The 20,893-nt window shown below is 58.2% G+C and carries 18 protein-coding genes; 15 read left to right on the top strand and 3 right to left on the bottom strand.

Going from position 1 to position 20,893, the window contains the following annotated elements; all coding sequences use genetic code 11:
* The first annotated feature begins 106 nt into the window (after window positions 1-106).
* From ugpA to ugpQ, 4 genes are read left to right on the top strand one after another with little or no spacing between them, the layout of a single operon-like run.
* Window positions 107-994: a sn-glycerol-3-phosphate ABC transporter permease UgpA gene (gene ugpA, locus IM290_RS02345; protein WP_193041586.1), complete on the top strand. Its 888-nt coding sequence runs from the start codon at window positions 107-109 to the stop codon at window positions 992-994.
* Complete coding sequence (ugpE, locus tag IM290_RS02340; RefSeq protein ID WP_015571468.1) at window positions 991-1,836, top strand: sn-glycerol-3-phosphate ABC transporter permease UgpE; 846 nt, start codon at window positions 991-993, stop codon at window positions 1,834-1,836. Before ugpA ends, ugpE begins: the two co-directional genes overlap by 4 nt.
* A 1-nt stretch (window position 1,837) precedes the next feature.
* On the top strand, window positions 1,838-2,908 hold the full coding sequence (locus IM290_RS02335; RefSeq protein WP_193041587.1) for a sn-glycerol-3-phosphate import ATP-binding protein UgpC: 1,071 nt from the start codon (window positions 1,838-1,840) through the stop codon (window positions 2,906-2,908).
* Window positions 2,905-3,645, top strand: a complete 741-nt coding sequence (ugpQ, locus tag IM290_RS02330; protein WP_193041588.1) for a glycerophosphodiester phosphodiesterase — start codon at window positions 2,905-2,907, stop codon at window positions 3,643-3,645. Before IM290_RS02335 ends, ugpQ begins: the two co-directional genes overlap by 4 nt.
* Here the strand turns inward: ugpQ and IM290_RS02325 are convergent.
* Window positions 3,635-4,006, bottom strand: coding sequence for a DUF2756 family protein (locus IM290_RS02325; RefSeq protein ID WP_193041589.1), 372 nt, complete (start codon window positions 4,004-4,006; stop codon window positions 3,635-3,637). The two genes, ugpQ and IM290_RS02325, sit on opposite strands and share 11 nt — an antisense overlap.
* A 122-nt stretch (window positions 4,007-4,128) precedes the next feature.
* Here IM290_RS02325 and ggt point away from each other — a divergent pair, with 122 nt between their 5' ends.
* Window positions 4,129-5,874 carry a gamma-glutamyltransferase gene (gene ggt, locus IM290_RS02320; RefSeq protein WP_072134592.1) on the top strand — a complete coding sequence of 582 codons (1,746 nt, stop codon included), beginning with the start codon at window positions 4,129-4,131 and terminating at the stop codon, window positions 5,872-5,874.
* 87 nt (window positions 5,875-5,961) lie between these two features.
* Here the strand turns inward: ggt and yhhY are convergent, their stop codons facing one another.
* The gene (gene yhhY, locus IM290_RS02315; RefSeq protein WP_193041590.1) at window positions 5,962-6,450 is read right to left on the bottom strand and encodes an N-acetyltransferase; all 489 of its coding nucleotides are present in this window, start codon (window positions 6,448-6,450) and stop codon (window positions 5,962-5,964) included.
* A 312-nt stretch (window positions 6,451-6,762) separates the two neighbouring features.
* Here yhhY and IM290_RS02310 point away from each other — a divergent pair, with 312 nt between their 5' ends.
* The 5 genes from IM290_RS02310 (at window position 6,763) to gntU (ending at window position 11,704) form a co-directional block, all read left to right on the top strand.
* Complete coding sequence (locus IM290_RS02310; RefSeq protein WP_193041591.1) at window positions 6,763-7,800, top strand: oxidoreductase; 1,038 nt, start codon at window positions 6,763-6,765, stop codon at window positions 7,798-7,800.
* A 123-nt stretch (window positions 7,801-7,923) separates the two neighbouring features.
* Window positions 7,924-8,619, top strand: coding sequence for a pirin family protein (locus IM290_RS02305; RefSeq protein ID WP_003861565.1), 696 nt, complete (start codon window positions 7,924-7,926; stop codon window positions 8,617-8,619).
* 91 nt (window positions 8,620-8,710) lie between these two features.
* Entirely contained in the window at window positions 8,711-9,706 is a 996-nt protein-coding gene (gene gntR, locus IM290_RS02300; protein WP_032655371.1) for a gluconate operon transcriptional repressor GntR, read from the top strand.
* Between the two features lie 126 nt (window positions 9,707-9,832).
* The gene (gntK, locus tag IM290_RS02295; protein WP_003861569.1) at window positions 9,833-10,360 is read left to right on the top strand and encodes a gluconokinase; all 528 of its coding nucleotides are present in this window, start codon (window positions 9,833-9,835) and stop codon (window positions 10,358-10,360) included.
* A 3-nt stretch (window positions 10,361-10,363) separates the two neighbouring features.
* Window positions 10,364-11,704 (top strand): gluconate transporter, encoded by a 1,341-nt coding sequence (gene gntU, locus IM290_RS02290; protein WP_017693851.1) that lies wholly within the window; start codon window positions 10,364-10,366, stop codon window positions 11,702-11,704.
* 161 nt (window positions 11,705-11,865) lie between these two features.
* Here the strand turns inward: gntU and yhgN are convergent, their stop codons facing one another.
* Window positions 11,866-12,459, bottom strand: a complete 594-nt coding sequence (yhgN, locus tag IM290_RS02285; protein WP_003861574.1) for an NAAT family transporter YhgN — start codon at window positions 12,457-12,459, stop codon at window positions 11,866-11,868.
* A 177-nt stretch (window positions 12,460-12,636) separates the two neighbouring features.
* On the opposite strand from yhgN, the gene asd reads away from it, so the two are divergent.
* The 5 genes from asd to glgA all read left to right on the top strand — a co-directional run bounded on the left by asd (window position 12,637) and on the right by glgA (window position 20,882).
* Window positions 12,637-13,740 (top strand): aspartate-semialdehyde dehydrogenase, encoded by a 1,104-nt coding sequence (gene asd, locus IM290_RS02280; protein ID WP_033146834.1) that lies wholly within the window; start codon window positions 12,637-12,639, stop codon window positions 13,738-13,740.
* A gap of 239 nt (window positions 13,741-13,979) precedes the next feature.
* Window positions 13,980-16,166, top strand: coding sequence for a 1,4-alpha-glucan branching enzyme (glgB, locus tag IM290_RS02275; RefSeq protein ID WP_193041592.1), 2,187 nt, complete (start codon window positions 13,980-13,982; stop codon window positions 16,164-16,166).
* Window positions 16,163-18,136, top strand: coding sequence for a glycogen debranching protein GlgX (gene glgX / locus IM290_RS02270; RefSeq protein WP_193041593.1), 1,974 nt, complete (start codon window positions 16,163-16,165; stop codon window positions 18,134-18,136). Before glgB ends, glgX begins: the two co-directional genes overlap by 4 nt.
* 17 nt (window positions 18,137-18,153) lie before the next feature.
* A complete protein-coding gene (gene glgC / locus IM290_RS02265; RefSeq protein ID WP_017384139.1) occupies window positions 18,154-19,449 on the top strand; it encodes a glucose-1-phosphate adenylyltransferase in 1,296 nt (431 codons plus the stop codon).
* Window positions 19,449-20,882 carry a glycogen synthase GlgA gene (gene glgA / locus IM290_RS02260; protein WP_017384140.1) on the top strand — a complete coding sequence of 478 codons (1,434 nt, stop codon included), beginning with the start codon at window positions 19,449-19,451 and terminating at the stop codon, window positions 20,880-20,882. Before glgC ends, glgA begins: the two co-directional genes overlap by 1 nt.
* Window positions 20,883-20,893: the final 11 nt, after the last annotated feature.

Raw genomic sequence — 20,893 nt, 5'->3', positions numbered from 1 at the left:
AAACCTTACCCCTCACCCTAACCCTCTCCCAAAGGGAGAGGGAACGTATACCCCCTCTCCCTTTGGGAGAGGGCGGGGGTGAGGGGAAACCAACTTGAGCTAACCTATGTCCTCATCCCGTCCGGTGTTCCGTTCCCGCTGGCTGCCGTACCTGTTGGCCGCACCGCAGCTGGTTATCACCGTTATCTTCTTTATCTGGCCTGCGGGCGAAGCGCTGTGGTACTCGGTACAAAGCGTCGATCCGTTCGGGCTTTCCAGCCAGTTTGTCGGGCTGGACAACTTTACCGCGCTGTTCCACGACAGCTACTACCTGGACTCCTTCTGGACGACGATCAAATTCAGTGCGCTGGTCACCGTGAGCGGTCTTGTCGCGTCGCTGTTTTTCGCCGCGCTGGTGGACTACGTGGTGCGCGGCAGCCGTATTTATCAAACGCTGATGCTGCTGCCCTACGCCGTGGCTCCCGCCGTGGCCGCCGTGCTGTGGATCTTCCTGTTTAACCCAGGGCGCGGGCTGATTACCCACTTCCTGGGCGAATTTGGCTACGACTGGAACCACGCCCAGAACAGCGGGCAGGCGATGTTCCTGGTGGTGTTCGCCTCGGTGTGGAAGCAGATCAGCTATAACTTCCTGTTTTTCTTTGCCGCGCTACAGTCTATCCCGCGTTCGCTGGTGGAGGCCGCCGCCATCGACGGTGCAGGGCCGGTGCGCCGCTTCTTCCGGCTGTCGCTGCCGCTGATCGCCCCGGTGAGTTTTTTCCTGCTGGTGGTGAACCTCGTGTACGCCTTCTTCGACACCTTCCCGGTGATCGACGCCGCCACCGCGGGCGGTCCGGTGCAGGCGACCACCACGCTGATTTACAAGATCTACCGCGAAGGCTTTGCCGGGCTTGATCTCTCCGCCTCTGCCGCGCAGTCCGTGGTGCTGATGTTCCTCGTCATCATCCTCACGGTGGTGCAGTTCCGCTATGTCGAAAGTAAGGTGCGCTACCAATGATTGAGAACCGTCGCGGGCTGACGATTTTCAGCCATACCATGCTGATTTTAGGGATTATCGTCATCCTGTTCCCACTGTACGTGGCCTTCGTCGCCGCCACGCTGGACACCAAAGCGGTGTTCGACACCCCGATGACGCTGATCCCGGGCGGACACCTTTTCGAAAACATGAAGACCATCTGGACCCAGGGCGTGGGCGCCAACAGCGCGCCGTTCTGGCTGATGATGCTCAACAGCTTCATCATGGCATTTGGCATCACCGTCGGCAAAATTACGGTGTCGATGCTCTCAGCGTTCGCCATCGTCTGGTTCCGCTTTCCGCTGCGTAACCTGTTTTTCTGGATGATTTTCATCACCCTGATGCTGCCGGTAGAGGTGCGTATCTTCCCGACGGTGGAAGTGATCGCCAACCTGAAGATGCTCGACAGCTACGCGGGCTTAACCCTGCCGCTGATGGCCTCGGCGACCGCCACCTTCCTGTTCCGCCAGTTCTTTATGACCCTGCCGGATGAGTTGATTGAAGCCGCGCGCATCGACGGGGCCTCGCCGATGCGCTTCTTCCGCGACATCGTGCTGCCGCTGTCGAAAACCAACCTCGCGGCGCTGTTTGTGATCACCTTTATCTACGGCTGGAACCAGTACCTGTGGCCGCTGCTGATCGTTCAGGACGTCAACCTCGGCACCGCCGTGGCAGGCATCAAAGGCATGATCGCCACCGGCGAAGGCACCACCCTCTGGAACCAGGTGATGGCGGCGATGCTGCTCACCCTTATCCCACCCGTAGTCATTGTTTTAGCCATGCAGCGCGCGTTTGTCCGCGGCCTGGTCGATAGCGAGAAATAAGATGGCAGGTTTAAAATTACAGGCAGTTACCAAAAGCTGGGACGGTAAAACCCAGGTCATTCAGCCGCTGACGCTCGACGTGGCGGACGGGGAATTTATCGTGATGGTCGGCCCGTCCGGCTGCGGAAAATCCACCCTGCTGCGTATGGTGGCCGGGCTGGAGCGCGTAACGTCCGGGGATATCTGGATTGACCGCCAGCGCGTCACCGAGATGGAGCCCAAAGATCGCGGCATCGCGATGGTGTTCCAGAACTATGCCCTCTATCCGCATATGAGCGTGGAAGAGAACATGGCCTGGGGGCTGAAAATTCGCGGTATGGGCAAAGGTCATATCGACGAGCGCGTAAAAGAAGCCGCGCGCATTCTGGAACTTGACGGCCTGCTTAAGCGCCGCCCGCGAGAGCTCTCCGGTGGCCAGCGTCAGCGCGTGGCGATGGGGCGCGCCATCGTGCGCGATCCGGCGGTATTCCTGTTCGACGAGCCGCTCTCCAACCTCGACGCCAAGCTGCGCGTGCAGATGCGCCTTGAGCTTCAGCAGCTGCATCGGCGGCTGGGAACCACGTCCCTCTATGTGACCCACGATCAGGTTGAAGCCATGACCCTCGCCCAGCGCGTGATGGTGATGAACAAAGGCATCGCCGAGCAGATTGGCACCCCGGTGGAGGTCTACGAAAAACCGGCCAGCCGTTTTGTGGCGAGCTTTATCGGCAGCCCGGCGATGAACCTGCTGGACGGGCGGATCAATACGGCGGGAACCCACTTCGAGCTGGAAAGCGGGATGGCGTTGCCGATCAACTGGTACTATCGTGGCTACGCCGGGCGTAAGATGACGCTCGGTATCCGCCCGGAGCATATTGGTTTGACGTCTCAGGCGGACGGCGGCGTGCCGCTGGTGATGGACACGCTGGAGATGCTGGGCGCAGACAACCTGGCGCACGGACGCTGGGGCGAGCAAAAGCTGGTGGTGCGCCTGCCGCATCAGGAGCGCCCGAAGGCAGGCAGCACGCTATGGCTGCATATGCCGGAAAATCACCTGCACTTATTTGACGGTGAAACAGGACAACGAGTATGAGCAACTGGCCTTACCCCCACATCGTCGCCCACCGTGGCGGCGGTAAACTGGCGCCGGAAAACACCCTGGCGGCAATTGACGTTGGCGCGCGCTACGGCCACACGATGATCGAGTTCGACGCCAAGCTGTCGAAGGACGGCGAAATTTTCCTGCTGCACGACGACAACCTCGAACGCACCAGCAACGGCTGGGGCGTGGCGGGCGAACTGCCGTGGCGTGACCTGCTGAAGGTGGACGCCGGAAGCTGGTACAGCGGCGAATTTAAAGGCGAACCGCTGCCGCTGCTGGCGGAAGTGGCGGATCGCTGTCGCCAGCACGGCATGATGGCCAATATCGAAATCAAACCGACCACCGGCACCGGGCCGTTGACGGGCAAAGTGATTGCCCTTGCCGCGCGCGAGCTGTGGGAAGGGATGTCCGCGCCGCTGTTATCGTCGTTTGACATCGACGCGCTGGAAGCCGCACAGGCGGCCGTACCGGAGTTGCCGCGCGGGCTGCTGCTGGATGAGTGGCGAGAAGACTGGCGCGCGCTGACGACCGGCTTAGGCTGCGTGTCGATCCACCTCAACCATAAGCTGCTGGATGAAGCGCGCGTGACGCTGTTGAAGGAGGCCGGTCTGCATATCCTGGTGTATACCGTCAACAAACCCCAGCGTGCAGCCGAGCTGCTGCGCTGGGGCGTGGACAGCATCTGTACCGATGCGATTGACCAGATCGGGCCGAACTTTATTTATTAAGCATACTGCCGTTCTGCTGGGTCGGCAGCATGTGCTGCTGACCGCTGCTTTGTGACACCCCGCCTCCTAACATCCCACCGTTTGCATTGGGCAGCGGCTGCTCGCGCATCTGGCCCTGCTGCACGCGCTGGGTGTTGGTATTCATCTGGTTTTGCAGGTGCTGCTGCTGCACCTGGGTCTGCGTCTTTAACTGCTGATTGAGCATCCCTTTCTGCTGCTGTTGCTGGCTCATCATCTCCGTCTGCATACGCTGCTGGCTTGGAATAACATAGCCCGGCTGGTTCGGGTTGTTCAGGGTGTTGATTGGCTGTGCGAGCGCGGCGAACGGAAGCAGCGCGGTCAGGATCAGTAATCGTTTCATGGTTATCTCCTCCTTTGAGGCTTCTCTTAAGTTTACCCTGATTCCGGCATAACGATGATTTTTTAAGAGTTGTGAACCAGGCTTAAGCGGGGAATATGGGCCCCTTCACCTGGAGAACAATAATGATGAAACCAACCTTTTTGCGCTGGGTCGCCATCGCTGCGCTGATGGCAGGCGGCACATTTACCGTGGCGGCCAACCCGCCCGCCGCTCCTCCGGTCTCTTACGGCGTGGAGGAGGATGTTTTTCACCCCGTGCGGGCGACGCACGGCATGGTGGCCTCGGTTGACGCGCTGGCAACGCAGGTGGGCGTCGATATTCTTAAACAGGGCGGTAACGCGGTGGATGCGGCGGTCGCGGTGGGATATGCGCTGGCGGTGACGCATCCACAGGCGGGGAACCTGGGCGGCGGCGGGTTTATGATGCTGCGCACCAAAGACGGTAAAACCACGGCCATCGACTTCCGTGAGATGGCGCCGAACCAGGCCTCCCGCGATATGTTCCTCGACGATCAGGGCAATCCGGACAGTAAAAAATCTCTGACCTCGCACCTTGCCTCCGGCACGCCGGGCACCGTTGCGGGGTTCTCGCTGGCGCTGGAAAAATACGGCACGCTGCCGCTGAATAAAGTGGTGCAGCCTGCCATCAAGCTGGCGCGCGACGGCTTCGTCGTCAACGACGCGCTGGCGGACGACCTCAAAACCTACGGCAGCGAAGTTATTCCCAATCATGAGAACAGCAAGGCTATCTTCTGGAAAGACGGCGAGCCGCTGAAAAAGGGCGATAAGCTGGTGCAGAAGAACCTCGCAAAAAGTCTCGAACTGATTGCCGAAAACGGTCCGGACGCCTTCTATAAGGGGCCGATTGCCGATCAGATTGCCGATGAGATGCAGAAGAACGGCGGGCTGATCACCAAAGCGGATCTGGCGGAATATAAGGCGGTGGAGCGCGAGCCGATCAGCGGCACCTATCGCGGCTACGAGGTCTTCTCCATGCCGCCGCCGTCCTCCGGGGGCATTCACATCGTGCAGATCCTCAATATTCTGGAAAACTTCGATATGCACAAGTTCGGCTTCGGTAGCGCCGATGCCATGCAGGTGATGGCGGAGGCGGAGAAGCGCGCCTACGCTGACCGCTCGGAATACCTTGGCGATCCGGACTTCGTGAAGGTGCCGTGGCAGGCGCTGACCAACAAAGCCTATGCCAAATCGATTGCCGACGAGATCGACATCAATAAGGCTAAGCCGTCGAGCGAGATCCGCCCGGGCAAGCTGGCGCCGTATGAAAGTAACCAGACCACCCACTTCTCGGTGGTAGATAAAGACGGTAACGCGGTGGCGGTGACGTACACGCTTAACACCACTTTCGGCACCGGGATTGTGGCGGGCAACAGCGGTATTTTGCTGAACAACGAGATGGATGATTTTTCTGCCAAGCCGGGCGTGCCGAACGTCTACGGCCTGGTCGGCGGCGATGCGAATGCGGTCGGGCCGAAGAAGCGCCCGCTGTCGTCCATGTCGCCCACCATCGTGGTGAAAGACGGCAAAACCTGGCTGGTGACCGGCAGCCCTGGCGGGAGCCGGATTATCACAACCGTGCTGCAAATGGTGGTGAACAGTATCGACTTTGGGATGAACGTCGCCGAAGCGACCAATGCGCCGCGTTTCCACCACCAGTGGCTGCCGGACGAGCTGCGCGTGGAGAAGGGCTTTAGCCCGGACACCCTCAAGCTGCTTGAGCAGCGCGGCCAGAAGGTGGCGGTGAAGGAGGCGATGGGCAGCACCCAGAGCATTATGGTCGGGCCGGACGGCGCGCTGTTTGGCGCATCGGACCCGCGTTCGGTGGATGATTTAACGGCGGGGTATTGATTTTGTTGCCCGGTGGCGCTGCGCTTACCGGGCCTACAATGGCACGAACGTAGGCCCGGTAAGGCGAAGCCGCCACCCGGCAACTCACTACTTCATCCTCGCCATATAATACGCATCCACATACTCGCCGTTGCGCAGGGCGTAGCGCCTGCCGGTGCCTTCAATCTCAAACCCGTGCTTTTTGTACACCGCGATTGCCGGTTCGTTATCCACAAACACCGTTAACTCGATGCGGTCGACGCGCAGCCAGTTGTCGCACATATCGATCATGGTGCGAATCAGTGCGCTGGCCACGCCGCGGTTATGCCACTGCGCGCCAACGCAGATACCGAAATCGGCAACGTGGCTGCGGCGTGGTCGCTGGGCGACATCAATGGTGAGGTGGCCGGCCACGATATCATCAATGCAGGCAACCAGCTGTTTAATGCCCGGCTGCTCGCCTAGCCGCATTTGCCACATTTCCATTGAAGGATGAGGAACCTGTAGCGTGTTGTGGTACACCTCCGGCTGGGCGTGGATCTGACGAATGGCGTCGTAATCTTTCGGTTCAGCGTGGCGTATCACTATCTCACTCATTCCTTGTTCCTCAGTCAGTTAAAAGTCCCCTCCAACATCAGTGACTTTAAAAGTTGAGTCAATCGCTATTTTTTGCAAAAAGTGTTGGACAAGTGCGAATGAGAATGATTATTATTGCTCTGCATTCAGGAAGACCTCCTACGGGAACCTGAAAGCACGACATTGCTCACATTGCTTCCAGTATTACTTTAGCCAGCTTCTCGCTGGCTTTTTTTTTTGCCCTTTTTCTCCCTCTCCCTGTGGGAGAAGGCTGGGGTGAGGGCAAAACATGCGCTATGGTAAAACCCAGTAACCTTCCAAAAGGACTGAGCCATGACACTACATTGTGCATTTATTGGATTTGGCAAAAGCACCACGCGTTACCACCTTCCGTATGTTCTTAACCGAAAAGAGACCTGGCACGTGGCCCATATCTATCGCCGCCGCGCGAAGCCAGAAGAGCAGTCTCCGCAGTATTCCCATATTCATTTCACCAGCGATCTTGATGAGGTGCTTAACGACCCGCAGGTGAAGCTGGTGGTGGTCTGTACCCACGCCGACAGCCACTTTGACTACGCGAAACGCGCGCTGGAAGCAGGTAAAAACGTGCTGGTGGAAAAACCGTTCACCCCGACCATCGCCGAAGCGAAGGAGCTGTTCGCGCTGGCGAAAAGCAAAGGGCTGACCGTCACGCCGTACCAGAACCGTCGCTTTGACAGCTGCTTCCTGACGGCAAAAAAGGCAATTGAAAGCGGCAAACTCGGTGAGATCGTGGAAATCGAAAGTCACTTCGATTACTACCGCCCGGTGGCGGAAACCCAGCCCGGACTGCCGCAGGACGGATCTTTCTACGGTCTCGGCGTGCACACCATGGACCAGATCATCTCCCTGTTTGGCCGCCCGGACCACGTGGCGTATGACATCCGCAGCCTGCGCAATAAGGCCAACCCGGACGATACCTTTGAAGCGCAGCTGTTCTACGGCGACCTGAAAGCCATCGTAAAAACCAGCCATCTGGTGAAAATCGACTACCCGAAATTTATCGTTCACGGCAAGAAAGGCTCCTTTATCAAGTACGGTATTGACCAGCAGGAGACCAGCCTGAAGGCCAATATCATGCCGGGTGAACCGGGCTTTGCGGCAGATGATTCCGTGGGCGTGCTGGTGTACGTGAACGACGAGGGCCTGACGGTCAGGGAAGAGCTGAAGCCGGAAACGGGCGACTATGGACGCGTCTACGATGCACTGTATGACACCCTCGCCACCGTCGCGCCGAATTATGTCAAGGAATCTGACGTTCTGACCAATCTGGAAATCCTCGAACGGGCCTTCGAACAGGCCTCTCCTGCCACGGTAACCCTCGCCAGATAAGCAAAAATGGCTCCTCTGCGCTTGTTCTAAATTTTTGAACAGAGGAGTCAATTTTCACCCTCTATGATCCCAGGGCGTTTGCGTCCACACTTACTCCATCGAAACGAACTGAGGGTGAAAACAATGATCTACTTACGCAAAGCAAACGAACGTGGTCACGCGAATCATGGCTGGCTGGACTCATGGCATTCATTCTCGTTTGCCGACTACTACGACCCGAACTTTATGGGCTTCTCCGCACTGCGCGTGATTAACGACGACGTGATTGATGCAGGCCAGGGCTTCGGTACCCACCCGCACAAAGACATGGAAATCCTGACCTATGTGCTGGAAGGGGCGGTTGAGCACCAGGACAGCATGGGCAACAAAGAGCAGGTTCCGGCGGGCGAGTTCCAGATTATGAGTGCGGGTACCGGGGTGCGTCACTCTGAGTACAACCCGAGCAAAACGGAAAAACTGCACCTGTATCAAATCTGGATCATTCCAGAAGAGACCGGCATCACGCCACGCTACGAGCAGCGCCGCTTCGACGCGAAACAGGGCAAACAGCTGGTGCTCTCCCCGGATGCGCGTGAAGGTTCCCTGAAAGTGCATCAGGATATGGAGCTGTACCGCTGGGCGCTGGCGAAGGATGAACAGTCTGTACACCAGATTGCCGCTAACCGCCGCGTGTGGATCCAGGTGGTGAAAGGTGAAGTGTCCATCAACGGCACCAAAGCGACAACCGCCGATGGCCTGGCAGTCTGGGATGAGCAGGCGCTCTCCGTGCATGCCGACAGCGAAAGTGAAATTCTGCTGTTTGACCTGCCGCCGGTCTAAATAATTTCTCAACCTTCCCTTTAAACGGGGAAGGTTGAGCTTTGTCCGTGATAAACTGAGCAAATCTCTCACTTCAAGATTTCTCAGGACGATGAAAAAGAAACGCCCCGTACTTCAGGATGTCGCCGATCGCGTCGGTGTGACCAAAATGACGGTCAGCCGTTTTTTACGTAACCCGGAACAGGTTTCCGTGGCGTTGCGTGGCAAGATTGCCGCCGCCCTTGATGAACTGGGTTATATCCCCAACCGCGCGCCCGATATTCTCTCCAATGCAACCAGCCGTGCGGTGGGCGTCCTGCTTCCTTCCTTAACCAACCAGGTATTCGCCGAAGTGCTGCGTGGCATTGAAAGCGTCACCGATGCGTTTGGCTATCAGACCATGCTCGCCCACTACGGGTACAAGCCGGAACTGGAAGAGGAACGTCTTGAATCGATGCTTTCCTGGAACATCGACGGCCTGATTTTAACGGAACGTACTCACACCCCGCGCACGCTGAAAATGATTGAAGTGGCAGGCATTCCGGTGGTGGAACTGATGGACAGCCAGTCGCCGTGCCTCGACATCGCCGTGGGGTTCGATAACTTTGAAGCGGCGCGTCAGATGACGGCGGCGATCATCGCCCGCGGTCATCGCCATGTGGCCTATCTGGGTGCGCGTCTGGATGAACGTACTATCATCAAACAGAAGGGATACGAGCAGGCGATGCTCGACGCCGGTTTAACCCCGTACAGCGTGATGGTGGAGCAATCTTCTTCTTACACGTCGGGAATTGAGCTGATGCGTCAGGCGCGACGCGAGTATCCGCAACTGGACGGTATTTTCTGCACCAACGATGACCTTGCGGTCGGCGCCGCGTTTGAGTGCCAGCGTCTGGGTTTAAAAATCCCGGATGATATGGCGATTGCCGGCTTCCACGGCCACGACATTGGCCAGGTGATGGAGCCGCGTCTGGCGAGCGTCCTGACCCCGCGTGAACGCATGGGCCGCATTGGCGCAGAGCGCCTGCTGGCGCGCATTCGTGGTGAGTCAGTTACCCCGAAAATGTTAGATTTAGGTTTCACCTTGTCACCGGGTGGATCTATTTAATCCGACAAATTTGAAGTAGCTCACACTTATTCACTTCGCGCACGTTTGGATATTGCTTCTCTTATGCCCCGGCAGGACAATGTTACCGATAACTGTTACCCGTAACAATTGACTGAGGGACACCCTTTGAGCACGACTAATCACGATCACCACGTTTACGTCCTGATGGGCGTGTCCGGTAGCGGTAAATCTGCCGTGGCGAGCGAAGTGGCGCATCAACTCCAGGCTGCGTTTCTTGATGGTGACTTCCTCCATCCGCGCAGCAACATCATGAAAATGGCTTCCGGCGAGCCGCTGAACGACGACGACCGCAAACCATGGTTGCAGGCGCTGAATGATGCCGCGTTCGCGATGCAGCGCACCAATAAAGTCTCCCTGATCGTCTGTTCCGCACTGAAAAAAACCTATCGCGACCTGTTGCGCGACGGCAACCCGAACCTCTCTTTCATCTACCTGAAAGGTGATTTCGGGGTGATTGAAAGCCGCCTGAAGGCGCGTAAAGGCCACTTCTTCAAAACCCAGATGCTGGTAACGCAGTTCGAAGCGTTGCAGGAGCCGGGAGCTGACGAACAGGATGTCTTAGTGGTTGATATCGATCAGCCGCTGGAAGGTGTTGTTGCCAGCACCATCGAGGTTATTAATAAAAGGCAGTAAGTTTTGAGTACATTAACGCTAGTTTTGACAGCAGTGGGCTCCGTATTGCTGCTGCTGTTTTTAGTGATGAAGGCGCGTATGCACGCCTTTGTGGCTTTGATGGTGGTTTCTATTGGTGCCGGTCTCTTTTCCGGCATGCCGCTCGACAAAATCGCGGCGACGATGGAAAAAGGGATGGGCGGCACGCTCGGCTTCCTGGCCATTGTGGTGGCGCTGGGCGCGATGTTTGGCAAGATTTTGCACGAGACGGGCGCGGTCGATCAGATTGCGGTCAAGATGCTGAAATCCTTCGGGCACAGCCGTGCGCACTACGCGATTGGTCTGGCCGGTCTGATTTGCGCGCTGCCGCTGTTCTTTGAAGTGGCGGTGGTGCTGCTGATTAGCGTGGCGTTCTCCATGGCGCGGCATACTGGTACCAACCTCGTGAAGCTGGTCATTCCGCTGTTTGCGGGCGTGGCGGCTGCGGCGGCGTTCCTGCTGCCGGGGCCTGCGCCGATGCTGCTGGCCTCCCAGATGCATGCTGACTTTGGCTGGATGATCCTGATTGGCCTGTGCGCGGCAATTCCGGGGATGATTATCGCCGGTCCGCTGTGGGGCAACTTTATCAGCCGTTACGTTGAGCTGCACATTCCGGATGACATCTCCGAGCCGCACCTGGGCGAGGGCAAAATGCCGTCCTTCGGCTTCAGCCTGTCGCTGATCCTGCTCCCGCTGGTGCTGGTGGGCCTGAAAACCATCGCTGCGCGCTTTGTGCCGGTGGGGTCAACCGCTTACGAATGGTTCGAATTTATTGGTCATCCGTTCACCGCGATCCTGGTGGCGTGTCTGGTAGCAATTTACGGCCTGGCGATGCGTCAGGGCATGCCGAAAGACCGCGTGATGGAGATCTGTGGTGCCGCGCTGCAACCGGCGGGGATTATCCTGCTGGTGATCGGGGCGGGCGGCGTGTTCAAGCAGGTGCTGGTGGATTCCGGCGTTGGACCGGCGCTGGGTGAAGCGCTGACCGGGATGGGGCTGCCGATTGCAGTCACCTGTTTCGTGCTGGCCGCGGCGGTACGTATCATTCAGGGCTCCGCGACCGTAGCGTGCTTAACCGCCGTGGGTCTGGTGATGCCGGTGATTGAACAGCTGAACTACTCCGGTGCGCAGATGGCGGCGCTCTCTATCTGTATCGCGGGTGGCTCGATTGTGGTTTCTCACGTTAACGACGCGGGCTTCTGGCTGTTCGGTAAATTTACCGGCGCAACCGAAGCGCAAACCCTGAAAACCTGGACGCTGATGGAAACCATCCTCGGCACGACGGGTGCGGTTGTCGGGATGATTGCGTTTACGCTGCTGAGCTAATCCCGGTTTTCTCCCTCTCCCTGTGGGAGAGGGTTGGGGTGAGGGCATCAGGCCGCAGAGGGCGTATATTGTCGGGTGGCGGCTTCGCCTTACCCGACCTACAAAAAACTCAGGTCCCGTAGGCCGGGTAAGCGCAAGCGCCACCCGGCTTTTTTACATCTTCACCCTTTCATCCACGCCCGGATCCCGTCCAGGAACATCTGCGTTGCCATCATCACCAGAATCAGCCCCATCAGGCGCTCCAGGGCGTTTACCCCTTTCTCACCCAGCAGGCGCAGGAACAGCGACGACTGCAACAGGATAATAAACGTCCCGCCCCAGGCGATCAGCAGGGCAATCACCAGATGGCTCATCTGATTCGGATACTGATGCGACAGCAGCATCAGCGTCGCCAGAATCGTTGGCCCGGCGACCAGCGGAATTGCCAGCGGCACGATAAACGGCTCTTCACCCGCAGGCAGGCCGCTGCTGCTGCCCTCCGCGCTCGGGAAAATCATCTTAATAGCAATCAGGAACAAAATGATCCCGCCGGAAATGGAGACCGTTTCGGCGCGTAAGTTCAGGAAAGCGAGGATTTTTTCACCGGCGAACAGGAAGATAAACATCACCAGCAGGGCGATGAGCAGCTCGCGGATCATGATCGCCCGGCGGCGCTTCGGCTCGGTATGCTTCAGCACCGACATGAAGATCGGCAGGTTGCCCAGCGGATCCATTATCAGAATCAATAAAACCGCGGCGGAAATGATTTCACTCATGTAAATTATCCCTGAAACTCTCTATGGTTATTATGATGATTAGCTGTATTTCTGATTGCCGGGCAATCATCGATTAATTTCGCTTGCGACTTTGGCAGCATTTTGTAATGTGAAGCATATCCCAGTTCAATACTGGCTTGCACAAACAGCACACACCCTCAGCAGGAAAAAAATGCTATGAAAAACGTTGGTTTTATCGGCTGGCGCGGTATGGTCGGCTCTGTACTCATGCAACGCATGGTTGAAGAGCGCGATTTCGACGCTATCCGCCCGGTCTTCTTCTCCACTTCCCAGCTCGGCCAGGCTGCTCCGTCCTTTGGTGGTACCACAGGCACGTTGCAGGATGCGTACGATCTGGAAGCGCTGAAGGCACTCGACATTATTGTCACGTGCCAGGGCGGCGATTATACCAACGAAATCTATCCAAAGCTGCGTGAAAGCGGCTGGCAGGGCTACTGGATTGACGCGGCCTCTTCGCTGCGTATGAAAGACGATGCCATCATCATTCTCGACCCGGTTAACCAGGGCGTCATTACCGACGGCCTGAACAACGGCGTGAAAACCTTTGTCGGCGGCAACTGTACCGTCAGCCTGATGCTGATGTCGCTGGGCGGCCTGTTCGCGCAGGACCTGGTGGAGTGGGTCTCCGTGGCGACCTACCAGGCGGCGTCCGGCGGCGGCGCGCGTCATATGCGCGAGCTGCTGACCCAGATGGGCCAGCTGCACCAGAGCGTCGCGACCGAGCTGGCAAACCCGGCGTCCGCGATTCTGGATATCGAGCGTAAAGTCACTCAGCTGACCCGCAGCGGCGAGCTGCCGGTGGATAACTTTGGCGTACCGCTGGCCGGTGGTCTGATCCCGTGGATCGACAAACAGCTGGATAACGGCCAGACCCGCGAAGAGTGGAAGGGTCAGGCAGAGACCAACAAAATTCTCGCGACCGCGAACACCATTCCGGTTGACGGCCTGTGCGTGCGCATCGGCGCGCTGCGCTGCCACAGCCAGGCCTTCACCATTAAACTGAAAAAAGATGTGTCTATTCCGACCGTGGAAGAGCTGCTGGCCGCGCACAACCCGTGGGCGAAAGTGGTGCCAAACGATCGCGATATCACCATGCGCGAACTGACCCCGGCAGCCGTTACCGGCACGCTGACCACCCCGGTTGGCCGTCTGCGCAAGCTGAACATGGGGCCGGAGTACCTCTCCGCGTTCACCGTTGGCGATCAGCTACTGTGGGGTGCAGCCGAGCCTCTGCGCCGCATGCTGCGCCAGCTGGCGTAATAATTTGTTAAACACGGGGGGTGATTGTCACCCCCTTTTTTTGCGTACTACATGGAGTAAAACGCAGATGTCTTATTTTTTATCAGGAGGACCCACGACGTTGGCTATGCTTTAAGGAAGATTTATTTCTCACCTGAGGGTAGGGCGGAGCAGAGAGGATTAACTGCACCGTTTAGGTCACATTAAAAGTCGTCCCGGAGCGCGTAAAAAGGGCGACATAAAAAAACAGGATGAACACCATGTCCGATCGTATTTCGAGAGACGTGATTAATGCGCTTATTGCGGGTCACTTTGCCGACCCCTTTTCTGTGCTAGGGATGCACCGTACAGAGGCCGGACTGGAAGTTCGGGCGCTGTTACCGGATGCAACAGAAGTGTGGGTTATCGAACCCAAAACCGGCCGCAAGGTGGGTAATCTGGAATGCCTCGACTCGCGTGGCTTCTTCTCAGGCGTCATGCCCCGCCGTAAAAATCCTTTTCGTTATCAGCTTGCCGTTATCTGGCACGGTCAGCAAAACCTGATTGACGATCCCTATAGCTTCGGCCCGCTCTTAAAAGAGATTGACGCCTGGCTGCTGTCCGAAGGGACCCATTTACGCCCCTACGAAACGCTGGGTGCCCACGCGGATACCATGGACGGTATCACCGGCACGCGTTTTGCCGTATGGGCGCCAAACGCCCAGCGCGTCTCCGTCGTCGGGCAGTTCAACTACTGGGACGGTCGTCGTCACCCCATGCGTCTGCGCCGGGAAACCGGCATCTGGGAGCTGTTTATCCCCGGCGCGCACAACGGTCAGCTCTACAAATTCGAGATGATCGATGCCAACGGCAAGCTGCGCATTAAATCTGACCCGTACGCCTTTGAGGCAGAGCTACGCCCCAATACCGCCTCGCTGATTTGCGGCCTGCCGGAGAAGGTTGTCCAGAGCGAGGAGCGCAAGCAGGCCAACCGCTTTGATGCGCCAATCTCCGTCTATGAAGTGCATCTCGGCTCGTGGCGTCGCCACACCGATAACAACTTCTGGCTGAGCTATCGCGAGCTGGCGGACCAGCTGGTGCCGTACGCCAAATGGATGGGCTTTACCCATCTGGAGCTGCTGCCGATCAACGAACACCCATTTGACGGCAGCTGGGGCTATCAGCCAACCGGGCTGTATGCGCCCACGCGCCGCTTCGGCACGCGCGATGACTTCCGCTATTTCATCGATGCCGCGCACGCCGCCGGGCTGAACGTGATCCTCGACTGGGTGCCGGGCCACTTCCCGTCGGATGATTTTGCGCTGGCAGAGTTCGACGGCACAAAGCTGTACGAGCACAGCGACCCGCGCGAAGGCTATCACCAGGACTGGAACACGCTGATCTACAACTACGGTCGCCGTGAAGTATCGAACTACCTGGTCGGGAACGCGCTGTACTGGATCGAACGCTTCGGCATTGATGCCCTGCGCGTGGATGCGGTGGCGTCGATGATCTACCGCGACTACAGCCGCAAAGAGGGGGAGTGGATCCCGAACGAGTATGGTGGCCGTGAAAACCTGGAAGCGATTGAGTTTCTGCGCAACACCAACCGGATTATCGGCGAGCAGGTGGAAGGCGCCGTGACCATGGCGGAAGAGTCCACCGACTTCCCGGGCGTTTCCCGTCCACCGGCAATGGGTGGTCTGGGCTTCTGGTACAAATGGAACCTCGGCTGGATGCACGACACGCTCGACTACATGAAGCTCGACCCGGTTTATCGTCAGTATCACCACGATAAGCTCACCTTCGGGTTGCTCTATAACTACACCGAAAACTTCATGCTGCCGCTGTCGCACGATGAAGTGGTGCACGGCAAGAAATCCATTCTCGACCGCATGCCGGGCGACCCATGGCAGAAGTTTGCCAACCTGCGCGCTTACTACGGCTGGCTGTTTGCTTTCCCGGGTAAAAAGCTGCTGTTTATGGGCAACGAGTTCGCTCAGGGCCGCGAATGGAACCACGATAGCAGCCTTGACTGGCATCTGCTGGAAGGTGCGGACAACTGGCACCACGGCGTACAGCGTCTGGTCCGTGACCTGAACCTGACTTATCGCCACCACAAAGCGCTGCACGAGCTGGACTTCGATCCGTACGGCTTTGAGTGGCTGGTGGTGGACGACCACGAGCGCTCGGTGTTTGTCTTTGTGCGCCGCGACAAGGCGGGTAACGAGATCATCGTCGCCAGCAACTTCACGCCGGTGCCGCGCGAACACTACCGCTTCGGCATTAACCAGCCGGGCAAATGGCGCGAAATTCTCAATACCGACTCCATGCACTACCACGGCAGCAACGCCGGTAACGGTGGCCTGGTGCAGAGCGATGCCATTGAAAGCCACGGCCGTCCGAACTCCCTGAGCCTGACGCTGCCGCCGCTTGGCACAATCTGGCTGGTGCGGGAGGGTGAATGACGCAGCTTACGGCAGGTAAACCCGAACCGCTCGGGGCGAGTTTTGACGGAAAGGGGGTGAACTTCACGCTCTTTTCCGCCCATGCGGAGCGGGTGGAACTCTGTGTGTTTGACGGGGAAGGTAACGAGCACCGTTACGATTTACCGGCGCGCACGGGGGATACCTGGCATGGCTACCTGGCCGGAGGACGGCCGGGGATGCACTACGGTTTTCGCGTACACGGCCCCTGGGAGCCCTCTCAGGGGCACTGGTTTAACCCGGCGAAGCTGCTGATTGACCCGTGCGCGCACCGCGTGGACGGTGAGTTTAAAGATGACTCGCTGTTCCACGTTGGCTACGGCGAACCTGACCACCGCGACAGCGCGCCCGTCGCGCCCAAAAGCGTGGTGGTGCACGATCTCTACGACTGGGAAGACGATGCCCCGCCGCGCACGCCGTGGGGCAACACCGTTATTTATGAAGCCCACGTCAAAGGGCTGACGTATCTGCACCCGTCAATCCCTAAAGAGATGCGCGGCACCTACAAAGCGCTTGGGCATCCGACGATGGTCGCGTACCTGAAGCACTTAGGGATCACCGCGCTGGAGCTGTTGCCCGTGGCGCATTTCGCCAGCGAGCCGCGGCTACAGCGTCTTGGGTTAAGCAACTACTGGGGCTACAACCCGCTGGCGATGTTCGCCCTCGACCCGCGCTACGCGGTGCAGCCGGAGAAGGCACGGGATGAGTTTCGCGATGCGGTGAAGGCGCTTCACGCGGCGGGTATCGAGGTCATTCTGGACGTGGTGCTGAACCACAGTGCGGAAAGCGATCTTGACGGCCCGACGCTCTCACAGCGCGGAATCGATAACCGTAGCTATTATTGGATCAGGGACGACGGCGATTACGAGAACTGGACCGGGTGCGGTAACACCCTCAACCTCAGTCATCCGGCCGTTACGCATTACGCGTACGAGTGCCTGAAATACTGGGTTGAGACGTTCCACGTGGACGGTTTTCGCTTCGACCTGGCGCCGGTGATGGGGCGCACCCCGGCGTTCAGCCAGCAGGCGCCGCTGTTTGAGGCCATCAAAAAATGCCCGGTGCTCTCAAAGGTTAAGCTGATCGCGGAGCCCTGGGACATCGGCGAGGGCGGTTATCAGGTGGGGAATTTCCCGCCGCTGTTTGCCGAGTGGAACGACCACTTCCGCGATGCCATCCGCCGCTTCTGGCTGACGCGCGATCTGTCGTTGGGGGAATTCGCAGGACGCTTTGCCGGCTCCAGCGATCTCTTCAAGCGTGACGGCAAACGTCCGTCGGCCACCATTAACCTGCTGACGGCACACGACGGTTTTACGTTGCGCGACTGCGTTTGTTTCAATCAGAAACACAATGAGGCAAACGGCGAGGAGAATCGCGATGGGACTAACAATAACCATAGCTTCAACCATGGTATAGAAGGGTTAGGCGGAAGTCTGGATGTGATCGAGCGGCGACGCGCCAGCGTTCATGCGCTGCTGACGACGCTTTTGTTGTCGCAGGGCACGCCGATGCTGCTGGCGGGCGATGAGCACGGCCACAGCCAGCACGGCAACAACAACGCCTATTGCCAGGACAACACCCTGACCTGGCTCGACTGGGGAGAAGCGAATAGCGGGCTGACCCATTTCACCGCGGCGCTGATCCATCTTCGCCAGCGCATCCCCGCGCTCACCGCCGACCGCTGGTGGGAAGAGGGCGACGGAAACGTTCGCTGGCTGAATAAAGACGCGCAACCGTTAAGCGCGCAAGAGTGGCAACACGGCATACCCTGTCTGCAAATCCTGCTTTCGGATGCGTGGCTGGTGACGCTGAACGCGACGGATGACGTCGCAGAGATTGTTTTACCTGACGGGGAATGGCGAGCCATTCCTCCCTTTGCCGGAGCGGATAATCCGGTTGTTATGGCTGTCTGGCACGGGCCTGCGCACGGAGTGTGCGTATTCCAAAGATGATAAAAAAGGAGTTAGTCATGGTTAGATTAGAGAAGAACGATCCGTTAATGTTGGCGCGCCAGCTACCATTAAAAACAGTTGCCCTGATACTCGCGGGCGGGCGTGGTACCCGTCTGAAAGATTTGACCATCAAGCGCGCCAAACCGGCCGTTCACTTTGGTGGTAAGTTCCGTATTATCGATTTTGCACTTTCCAACTGCCTGAACTCAGGCATTCGCCGTATTGGCGTCATTACCCAGTATCAGTCGCACACGCTGGTGCAGCACATTCAGCGCGGCTGGTCATTCTTCAGCGAAGAGATGAACGAATTTGTCGATCTGCTCCCGGCGCAGCAGCGCGTTCATGGGGAGAACTGGTACCGCGGCACGGCGGATGCCGTGACCCAGAACCTCGACATCATTCGTCGCTACAGCGCGGAATACATCGTTATCCTCGCCGGGGACCACATCTACAAGCAAGATTACTCCCACATGCTGATCGATCACGTCGAAAAAGGGGCGCGCTGCACCGTGGCGTGTCTGCCGGTGCCTGTTGCGGAAGCAACCGCGTTTGGCGTGATGCATGTAGATGGCGATGACAAGATTATCGACTTTGTCGAAAAACCGGCGAACCCGCCAACCATGCCGGGCGACGACACCAAATCGCTCGCCAGCATGGGGATCTATGTCTTTGATGCCGATTATCTTTATGAACTGCTGGAAGAGGACGACAAAGACGAAAACTCCAGCCACGACTTCGGTAAAGACATTATCCCGAAAATCACCAAAGCTGGCATGGCGTATGCACATCCCTTCCCGCTGTCCTGCGTGCAGTCAGACCCGAATGCGGAACCTTACTGGCGCGACGTCGGTACGCTGGAAGCCTACTGGAAAGCCAACCTCGACCTGGCGTCCGTCACGCCTGAGCTGGATATGTACGACCAGAACTGGCCGATTCGCACGCATATGGAATCGTTGCCGCCGGCGAAGTTCGTTCAGGATCGCTCCGGCAGCCACGGCATGACGCTCAACTCGCTGGTCTCTGGCGGGTGCATTATCTCCGGTTCGGTGGTGGTGCAGTCCGTGCTGTTCCCGCGCGTGCGTATAAACTCATTCTGTAATATCGATTCGGCAGTTCTGCTGCCGGATGTCTGGGTAGGACGCTCATGTCGTCTGCGTCGCTGCGTTATCGATCGTGCCTGCATCATTCCCGAAGGGATGGTGATTGGGGAAAACGCGGAAGAAGATGCGCGTCGTTTCTACCGTTCGGAAGAGGGGATCGTGTTAGTAACACGGGAAATGTTGCGGAAGCTGCAAATCAAACAGGAGCGATGATGCAGGTTTTACACGTATGTTCTGAGATGTTCCCGTTGTTAAAAACGGGCGGCCTGGCGGATGTTCTTGGTGCATTACCAGCGGCGCAAATCGCCGGAGGGGTGGATACCCGCGTGTTGTTGCCCGCTTTTCCGGATATCCGGCGCGGTATTCCCGATGCAAAGGTTGTTACCCGTCGCGAGACCTTCGCGGGACGTATCACCCTGCTGTTTGGACATTACAATGGCGTAGGGATTTACCTGATTGATGCCCCGCATTTATACGATCGACCCGGCAGCCCGTATCATGATACCAACCTGTACGCCTATACCGATAACGTGATGCGCTTTGCCCTGCTCGGCTGGGTGGGGGCGGAAATGGCCGTCGGACTGGATCCGTTCTGGCGTCCGAACGTGGTGCACGCGCATGACTGGCATGCGGGGCTGGCTCCTGCGTATCTGGCGGCGAAGGGGCACCCGGCCAAATCGGTGTTTACGGTGCACAACCTGGCGTATCAGGGCATGTATTACGCGCATCATATGAATGACATCGATCTGCCATGGTCGTTCTTTAACATGCACGGACTGGAGTTTAACGGACAGATTTCGTTCCTGAAGGCGGGTCTGTACTACGCCGACCACATCACGGCGGTCAGCCCAACCTACGCGCGGGAAATTACCCAGCCGGAGTTCGGTTACGGTATGGAAGGGCTGCTGCAACAGCGCCACCGTGAAGGTCGCCTGTCGGGCATTCTGAACGGCGTGGATGAACAGATCTGGAATCCGGAAACGGACCTCCTGCTGGCGGCGCGCTATGGTCGCGACTCCGTGGAGGACAAAGCGGAGAACAAGCGCCAGCTACAGATTGCGATGGGGCTGAAGGTCAACGACAAGGTGCCGCTGTTTGCGGTGGTCAGCCGCCTGACCAGCCAGAAAGGGCTGGATCTGGTGCTGGAAGCGCTGCCGGGATTACTGGAGCAGGGCGGCCAGCTGGCGCTGCTCGGCGCGGGCGACCCGGTATTGCAGGAAGGTTTCCTCGCGGCCGCGGCGGAACATCCGGGGCAGGTGGGCGTGCAGATTGGCTATCACGAAGCGTTCTCGCACCGCATCATGGGCGGCGCGGACGTGATTCTGGTGCCGAGCCGCTTCGAGCCCTGCGGCCTGACGCAGCTCTATGGTCTGAAATACGGCACGTTGCCGCTGGTACGCCGCACGGGCGGGCTGGCGGATACGGTGTCTGACAGCTCCCTGGAAAACCTGGCGGACGGTATCGCCAGCGGGTTTGTTTTCGAGGACAGTAATGCCTGGTCGCTGCTTCGGGCGATCCGGCGTGCTTTCGTCTTGTGGTCCCGTCCATCCCTGTGGCGTTACGTACAACGTCAGGCGATGTCCATGGACTTTGGCTGGCACGTTGCGGCGCAGTCCTACCGCGACCTTTATCAACGCTTGATGTAACGAGGCGAAGT

Origin of the sequence: Enterobacter cloacae complex sp. S1 (assembly GCF_014930525.1) — a bacterium.
Classification (GTDB): domain Bacteria; phylum Pseudomonadota; class Gammaproteobacteria; order Enterobacterales; family Enterobacteriaceae; genus Enterobacter; species Enterobacter hormaechei_C.
Note: the sequence above shows the minus strand (reverse complement) of the source record. Positions and strands in the feature narration are given on the sequence as shown.